Annotated in this window: 4 protein-coding genes; 2 read left to right on the forward strand and 2 right to left on the reverse strand. The window is 64.6% G+C overall.

Annotated features, from left to right (window positions below; translation table 11 throughout):
- The first annotated feature begins 30 nt into the window (after window positions 1-30).
- Window positions 31-3,996, forward strand: coding sequence for a pilus assembly protein (locus tag VSO01S_RS19270; RefSeq protein WP_245684258.1), 3,966 nt, complete (start codon window positions 31-33; stop codon window positions 3,994-3,996).
- Window positions 3,997-4,042: 46 nt separating this feature from the next.
- Here VSO01S_RS19270 and moaC read toward each other — a convergent pair whose 3' ends face one another.
- Window positions 4,043-4,537 (reverse strand): cyclic pyranopterin monophosphate synthase MoaC, encoded by a 495-nt coding sequence (gene moaC, locus VSO01S_RS19275; protein ID WP_068644425.1) that lies wholly within the window; start codon window positions 4,535-4,537, stop codon window positions 4,043-4,045.
- Between the two features lie 111 nt (window positions 4,538-4,648).
- Between moaC and VSO01S_RS19280 the strand changes: the two genes are divergently transcribed.
- Window positions 4,649-6,244: a M48 family metalloprotease gene (locus VSO01S_RS19280; RefSeq protein WP_153305325.1), complete on the forward strand. Its 1,596-nt coding sequence runs from the start codon at window positions 4,649-4,651 to the stop codon at window positions 6,242-6,244.
- Between the two features lie 38 nt (window positions 6,245-6,282).
- Here the strand turns inward: VSO01S_RS19280 and VSO01S_RS19285 are convergent, their stop codons facing one another.
- Window positions 6,283-6,630 carry a phage holin family protein gene (locus VSO01S_RS19285; protein WP_068644427.1) on the reverse strand — a complete coding sequence of 116 codons (348 nt, stop codon included), beginning with the start codon at window positions 6,628-6,630 and terminating at the stop codon, window positions 6,283-6,285.
- Between the last annotated feature and the right edge of the window lie 205 nt (window positions 6,631-6,835).

The raw sequence follows: 6,835 nt of genomic DNA on the forward strand, positions 1-6,835 counted from the left end.
CATGAAGCCTCCTCTCGACAGGACGACAACATGACAACGACGCTCCGCCCATTTGCACTCGCGCCGGCCAAGGCCGCACGCGCCCGGCAGAACCTTCTGCTGACGGCCGCTGGCCTGCTGGCCGCATGGATTGCAGCGCTGCTGCCCGACGGCAACGCGCTTGCTGCTACCGCGCCAAGCCAGGTTCCGCTGTACAGCGCGGTGCCGGGCGCCAAGCCCAATCTCATGCTCGCCCTGGATAACTCGGGGTCCATGGGATATGAATTCCCGGACAGCTATACGCTGACAAACAGCTGCAAGGGAAACAGCGGCCAGGTGCTGATCAGTGGCGATTGGAGGAGTTGCTCGGGCAGAAATGGCAACGGCCAGTACTACGGCTGGTACTCGATGCGATCGAGCGACTTCAATCTGCAGTACTACAACCCGGCTATCAGGTATTTGCCGCGAGTGAATCCGGACGGAACGGCGCAAAGCAACCCGATCAAATTCGTGGACAACCAGGCCTCAGGTCAGTTCGTCTACTCCGTTCCAAATGGAAACTACAGCATCAATTCCGGGAATGACCTGTTTCCGCAATACACAGAGGGCACTACCGGGACCTTTACCTATGTGCGATGCCCCGGCGGCGATTGCAACGCGAGCAACCGAGTGCAGGTTGATATCACGCCAACAGGGCCGGCAACCATCGCCTTGCCACCGACCAACAACCGAACAGATTGCGGCGTCAACGCAACCACGTGCTCCCAGGCTGTAGAGCTCAAGAACATCCTCAACTGGTACTACTGGTATCGCAACCGCTCGTTGGCTGTCGGGACGGCAATCGGCCAGGCGCTGCAGAGTTACGAAAACAAGTTCCGCATTGGCTATTTGCAGTTCAATGCCAAATCGTACGAGTGCGACAGGCGCGGTTGCGCCTACGAATATCCAGCCTCGTCTTCCATCAAGCAGGGCGTCAGGTATTTCAGGGATGGCACCGGTGGCAACTGGAAGACCGATCTCTACACCTGGCTCTATGGCATCGTTCCAGCGGGAGGCACGCCATCGCATCAAGCGCTGTCCCTTGCGGCCGACTACTACTCGGGGACAAACAGATATGCCAACAGCACCGATCCGCGGTCATTTGGAAACCCCTGGAAAAACGATCCCACAAGTACCAGCTCGGAGAACGCGCAAGACCTGAGTTGCCGGCGTTCGTTCGCCATCGTGCTGTCCGATGGCGCCTGGAACAGCGGTACCAGCAAGAATGCAGGCACGCAGTGGGCGAGCGTCGCAGGAGTCAATCAAGACGGAAACCCCGGGGGAAATCCGGCTGCGCTCAAATATGAGCCTGCCGGCGCCACCGGCTGGAATAACGCGACCTTGGCAACAAGGCTGAAGGCGAGGAATTACTACGTCCCGTACAGCGACGGAAAGGTCAGTTCCAACGGCTTGGCCGATTTGACTGCCAACCTTTTCTGGAACCTGGATTTCTCCGGGACTCTCGGGAACAACATTCTTCCGATCGACGGCCAGAACAATCCGACGTTCTGGCAAAACATCACCACCTACACCATCGGCTGGGGCCTGACGCCGTCCGGGGATGCCGGCACCAATGGCGGGCTTACCTGGGCGCAGATCAATAAGTACAACAACGATTGGTTGGCTGGAAGCACCACGTTGGCCAAGCCCTCGTGGGCCGATGGCAAGACCAGCGTGAATCTGAATGATTCCAGTACCAGCGATTCGCTTCGAGTCAACGACTTCATTCGCGCCGGTTTCACTGGTGGTGGGCGGGCCTACAGCGTGTATTCCGGCGACGACGTGCGGCGTGCAATCGACAATGCCCTGAGCAGCATGGTCGGTTCCGGCAATGACGCTGGCGTGGCGGTGTCGGGTAACAGCAGCGAATTCCAAACACTGGAGAACCAGTTCAAGTACACCACCGAATATCAAACCTCGGACAACAGCGGCGACATCAAGGCCTTCGCGCTGGATGCGAACGGAGGCTATGCCAATGTCGACAAGAGCACGGGCAAGCCCATCCCGGCCTGGTCGGCCAACGCCAAGATGCCGGCGCTGGCAAGCCGCAAGATCTTTGCGCTGTCCAGTTACGACGCGAGCGCACCCAGCACATCGGCCGGCCTGCGTCAGGAACTGAATTCCACGACGACGCTGAGCAGCCTGCCGTCCGATCTCCAGGCGCTGCTGAATGCCAACAAGCTGCAGAGGACCGACAGCAGCTTCATCCGCTACTTGCTGGGCGAGGACCCTCGGACCGACATCAACGGCACCATCTATCGCTCTCGCAAGCAGCCCATCGGCGCCTCGGTCAACTCGCCGCCGGTGTTCGTGGGCGGACGCATCGACATGGGCTACAACATCTACGGCTCGGTAGAGGGCAGCAGCTCGTATGCCGCGTACAAGACGAAGAAAACTTCCTTGCCGCCGACCATCTTTGCCGCCACCAACAACGGCAAGGTGCATGTGCTGAACGCTGCAAAAACCGACGCGGCGTTGACCGGAATTCCCTCGGGAACGGAATTGGCAGAGTTCATGCCCAAGGGCGCCATGGCCTCGCAGATCGACCTGGCCAATACCAACTTCCGCTTCCGCTACACGCTGGATGGTCCGTTGGTGGAACAGGACGTGTTCGACAAGAAGGGCGAGACCCCGGCATCTGGTACTGAAGCATGGCGCCAGCTGGTGCTGGGCACCGGTGGCCGCGCAGGCAGCTTCATGTACGGCCTGGAGTCGCCCATGAACGCGTCCGACCGGACCCCGACCAAAAATCACTTTCTCTGGGAACTGGACAACAAGACCACAGGCTACGGCGACCTGGCCAACGTGACCAACAACCCCGCCGCCGGCCAGCTCGACGATGGAACGTGGGTCATGCTCACCGGAAGCGGCCACTATGCAGGCGCAGGCAAGAAGGTCGGGCTGTACGTGGTGGAGGCGCTCACCGGCAAGCTCAAGAAGTTCATCCCGCTGCCTACGGGCTTTGGCAACGATGACACGGCCAACGGCGGCAACCGCGGCCTGGGCGGCGTGGTCGCCGTGCGCGACACCACGCGCCGGATCGTGGCGGCCTATGCAGGCGACGCGAACGGCAACCTGTGGCGCTTTGATTTGCGCACGTCGAAATTCGTGGTGTCTTACGACAGGCCGTTGTTCACCACCCCGGGCGGCAAAACCCAGCCGATCTACGCCGCGCCAACGTGGCAGACCCACCCGGGCGACGGCAGCGCCTGTGCGTACAGCAGCTCGACGCAGTGCGGTGCCATCGTGGTGGTCGGCACCGGCATCCTGCTGGACGAGGACGATCTGGCCACGCCGGCCCGCAAGCAGGGCATCTACGGCATCTGGGACCAGACGCCGATCGGGAGCGACGACAAGGCGGGCTTTACCAAGGTGGCCATGGCCGACCTGGTCGAGCAAACCATCGACCTGAACTCGGTCAAGGACGGATCGGGCAAGCTCGAGACCGGCAAGAAGTTCTACGCGGTCAGCGCGAACCCCGTCGACTGGAAGACCAAGAAGGGATGGTTCCTGAATCTTGGTGTGATCGTCTACGACGGCGCTATGGCGAATGGCGAACGGGTGGTGGGCGACCTGTCCAACCTGGGCAGCAGCGTGATGATCACATCCTTCCTGCCGGAAGACCGCAACCTGGGCCTGGAATCCTGCACCGCCACCGGCAGCCTGCCCAACATCATCTACGTGCTGGACGCGCTGACCGGCAAGAACAAGAACTCCTTCGACATCGACTCGAACGGTACCTTCGACACCTACTCGGTCGTGTCGATTCCGGCCGGCGGCTTCACGCGGGGCAACGTGAGCTCACGCAACATGATCGGCCAGCCCAACGAAGGCCGACCGGACTTGAAGCCCGATCCGGACTGCACGAACGAGACCGGCTACCTGACCGGTGTGGGCGGCACGCAGAAGGTGGGCGACGGCTGCATGGCCAAGGGCTGGCGCCGTAGCTGGCGGCCGGTGGTATCTCCGCCGTTCTGAGGCTTTTTCCTGAAGCGGTGGCGGGTATTCCCGCCGCTGCTACGCCTCAATCCGCCACGAAGCTCCCCGACTTCCCCCCGTGCTTCTCCAGCACCCGCACCCCGGTAATCGTCATCCCCCGATCCACCGCCTTGCACATGTCGTACACGGTCAGCAGGGCCACCTGAACGGCCGTCAGCGCCTCCATCTCGACGCCGGTGGGCCCCACGGTCTCCACCGTCGCCATGCAAAGCACTTGCGGCAGCGTGCCCTCGGCCTCGTCCCCCGCCTGGGTGGCAAACTCGACCGCCACGCGCGTGAGCGCCAGCGGGTGGCACAGCGGGATCAGGTCGCTGGTCTTCTTGGCCGCCTGGATGCCGGCGATGCGGGCAATGCCCAGCACGTCGCCCTTCTTGGCGCTGCCGGATTCGATCAGTGCCAGGGTGTCGGGCAGCATTTCGATGCGGCCGGTGGCAATGGCCACGCGGTGCGTGGCGGGCTTGGCGGCAACATCGACCATGTGGGCCTGGCCGCGTTCGTCAAAATGGGTGAGGGAACTCATGGATGCAGGATGGACACGAAAGTTGATCATAAGTGCCGCAGACGGCCTGCCCGACCTGCGCGATGATTCGCCCATGTCCCCAACGTGCCGCGCTTGACCAGCCCGTCGTCGATGACTTCACCCTCATCTTCATCATCACCCTCCCGCTGCAGATCCTTCCTGGCTGCGCTGCTGATCGTGGCGCAGGTGCTGATGTTGCTGCTGCCCTCCGTGGCGCGCGCCCAGTTGCCCGGCATGGGCGACGGCGGCGAGATGACCATCTCCGCCGAGCGGCAGCTGGGCGACCGCATCGGGCGCGAGCTGTACCGCGACAACGCCTACACCGACGACCCGGTGCTGCAGGAGTACGTGACGGCCATCTTCCGCAAGCTCATGGCCGCGGCCCGCACGCGCGGGGAACTCTCGCCCGAGATGGAAGAGCGCTTTGCCTGGCGCGTGGTGCTCATGCGCGAGCGCGAGATCAACGCCTTCGCGCTGCCGGGCGGCTACATGGGCATCAACCTGGGGCTGATTGCCGCAGTGGGCAGCCGCGACGAACTGGCGACCGTCATGGGCCACGAGTTGTCGCACGTCACGCAGCGCCACATCGCGCGCATGCTGGACAAGCAGTCCAGGCAAACACCGTGGATGCTGGCCGGCATGATCCTCGGCGCCATTGCGGCCAGCCGCGCGGGCGGGCGCAGCGGCGGCGACCTGGGCCAGGCGATGATCATGGGCACCCAGGCCTATGCGATGAACTCGCAGCTTGGCTTCTCGCGCGACATGGAGCGCGAGGCCGACCGCGTCGGCTTCGGCGTGATGACCCAGGCCGGCTATGCGCCCCAGGGCGCGGCCGCAATGTTCGAGAAGCTGCAGTACGCATCGCGCCTGAACGACAACGGCTCCTACCCCTACCTGCGCAGCCACCCGCTGACTTCCGAACGGATTGCCGACATGCAGGCGCGGTCCCAGCAGACCCCGGGCAGCGCGGCCGCGCTGCCGCTGGTGATGGATCACGCCATGGTTTCGGCCCGCGCCCGCGTGCTGGCGCGCGCCGGCGTCGACCAGTTTCGCCTGTGGGTCAATGCGGCGAGCGATTCCGATTTCGACAAGGGCTCTGCGGCGCAGCAGGCGGGCACCTTGTATGCGGCGGCCATGTCGGCCTCCCAGCTGCGCGAATTCGACTCGGCGCGGGCGTTGGCGGCCCGGCTGGTGACGCGCACTAACGGCGACGCATCGGCCGCCCGGCTGGCGCGGCTCCTGTCGGCCGAGATCGAGCTGGCCGCCGGCACGCCGGCGCGCGCCACGCCGTGGATCGACGTCAAGTCCAAGGACCGGCCCGAGCAGATCCAGGCCGCGCAATGGGCGGTGGCAAGCAGGCAAACAGCCGCGCAGATGGCGCCCATCGTCCAGGGCCTGCGCGACCGGGTGGCAAGGGATGCGGGCGACGCCACGGCCTGGCGCACGCTCTCCTCGCTGTACGGCGCCCAGAACGAGCCGCTGCGCGCCATCCGCGCCGAGGCCGAGGCCAATGTGGCCATGCTCGACTACCCGGCAGCGCGCGACCGTTTCAAGGCCGCGCAAGACCTGGCGCGCCAGATGGCCGAAGGCAAGCCGGGCCTGCCGCCGCTGGACCACTACGAGGCGTCGATCATCGACGCCCGCGCGCGCGAAATCGACGCGCAGCTTCGCCAGCAGATGCTGGACGAGCGCGACCTTCCGCGATAGGACTGGGGTGGGAGCGGCCCGCTCAGGCCGCCGCGGCGTCAGGCGGGCGTCTTCGACAGCGCCGCGTCGATGATGAGGCCCAGCGCCGAGTAGATCAGCGACCCGAGCAGCGCGGCCCAGAACCCGGCCACGTGAAATCCGTTGAGCAGCCCCGAAGCCGACCAGAACATCAGCGCATTGATGACGAACAGGAAGAGGCCCAAGGTGACGATGCTGACCGGCAGCGTGAGGATCACGAGCACCGGCCGCAGCACGGCGTTGAGCAGCCCGATGACCGCTGCAGCGATCAGCGCCGAGACGAAATTGTTGACCTGCACGCCGCTGTAGACGTAGGCCACCGCAAGCAGCGCTACGGCGCTGAGAAGCCATTTGAGGACGAGTCGCATCGGCGCAGGATAGCAGCACCAACGCTGCAAGCGCGGCTTATTCGCCGAACTGCAGCGCCAGCATGAACAGGGCGCCCATGCCGCCGATGCCGCCCAGCGCGCCCTTCCAGCGCCCGGGCGCCGGCGAGGGGCTCGGCGCCTGGGTGGGCGCCAGCGGCTCGAGCGCCACGCCGACCTTGGGCCGGCGTGCGTCCACCACCGTGGC

This window comes from Variovorax soli NBRC 106424 (assembly GCF_001591385.1).
Classification (GTDB): Bacteria; Pseudomonadota; Gammaproteobacteria; order Burkholderiales; family Burkholderiaceae_C; genus Variovorax; species Variovorax soli.

Coding starts and splice junctions, on each gene's coding strand:
- VSO01S_RS19270 (WP_245684258.1), top strand. CDS start 31: ATGACAACGACGCTCCGCCCATTTGCACTCGCGCCGGCCAAGGCCGCA.
- VSO01S_RS19285 (WP_068644427.1), bottom strand. CDS start 6,630: ATGCGACTCGTCCTCAAATGGCTTCTCAGCGCCGTAGCGCTGCTTGCG.
- moaC (WP_068644425.1), bottom strand. CDS start 4,537: ATGAGTTCCCTCACCCATTTTGACGAACGCGGCCAGGCCCACATGGTC.
- VSO01S_RS19280 (WP_153305325.1), top strand. CDS start 4,649: ATGACTTCACCCTCATCTTCATCATCACCCTCCCGCTGCAGATCCTTC.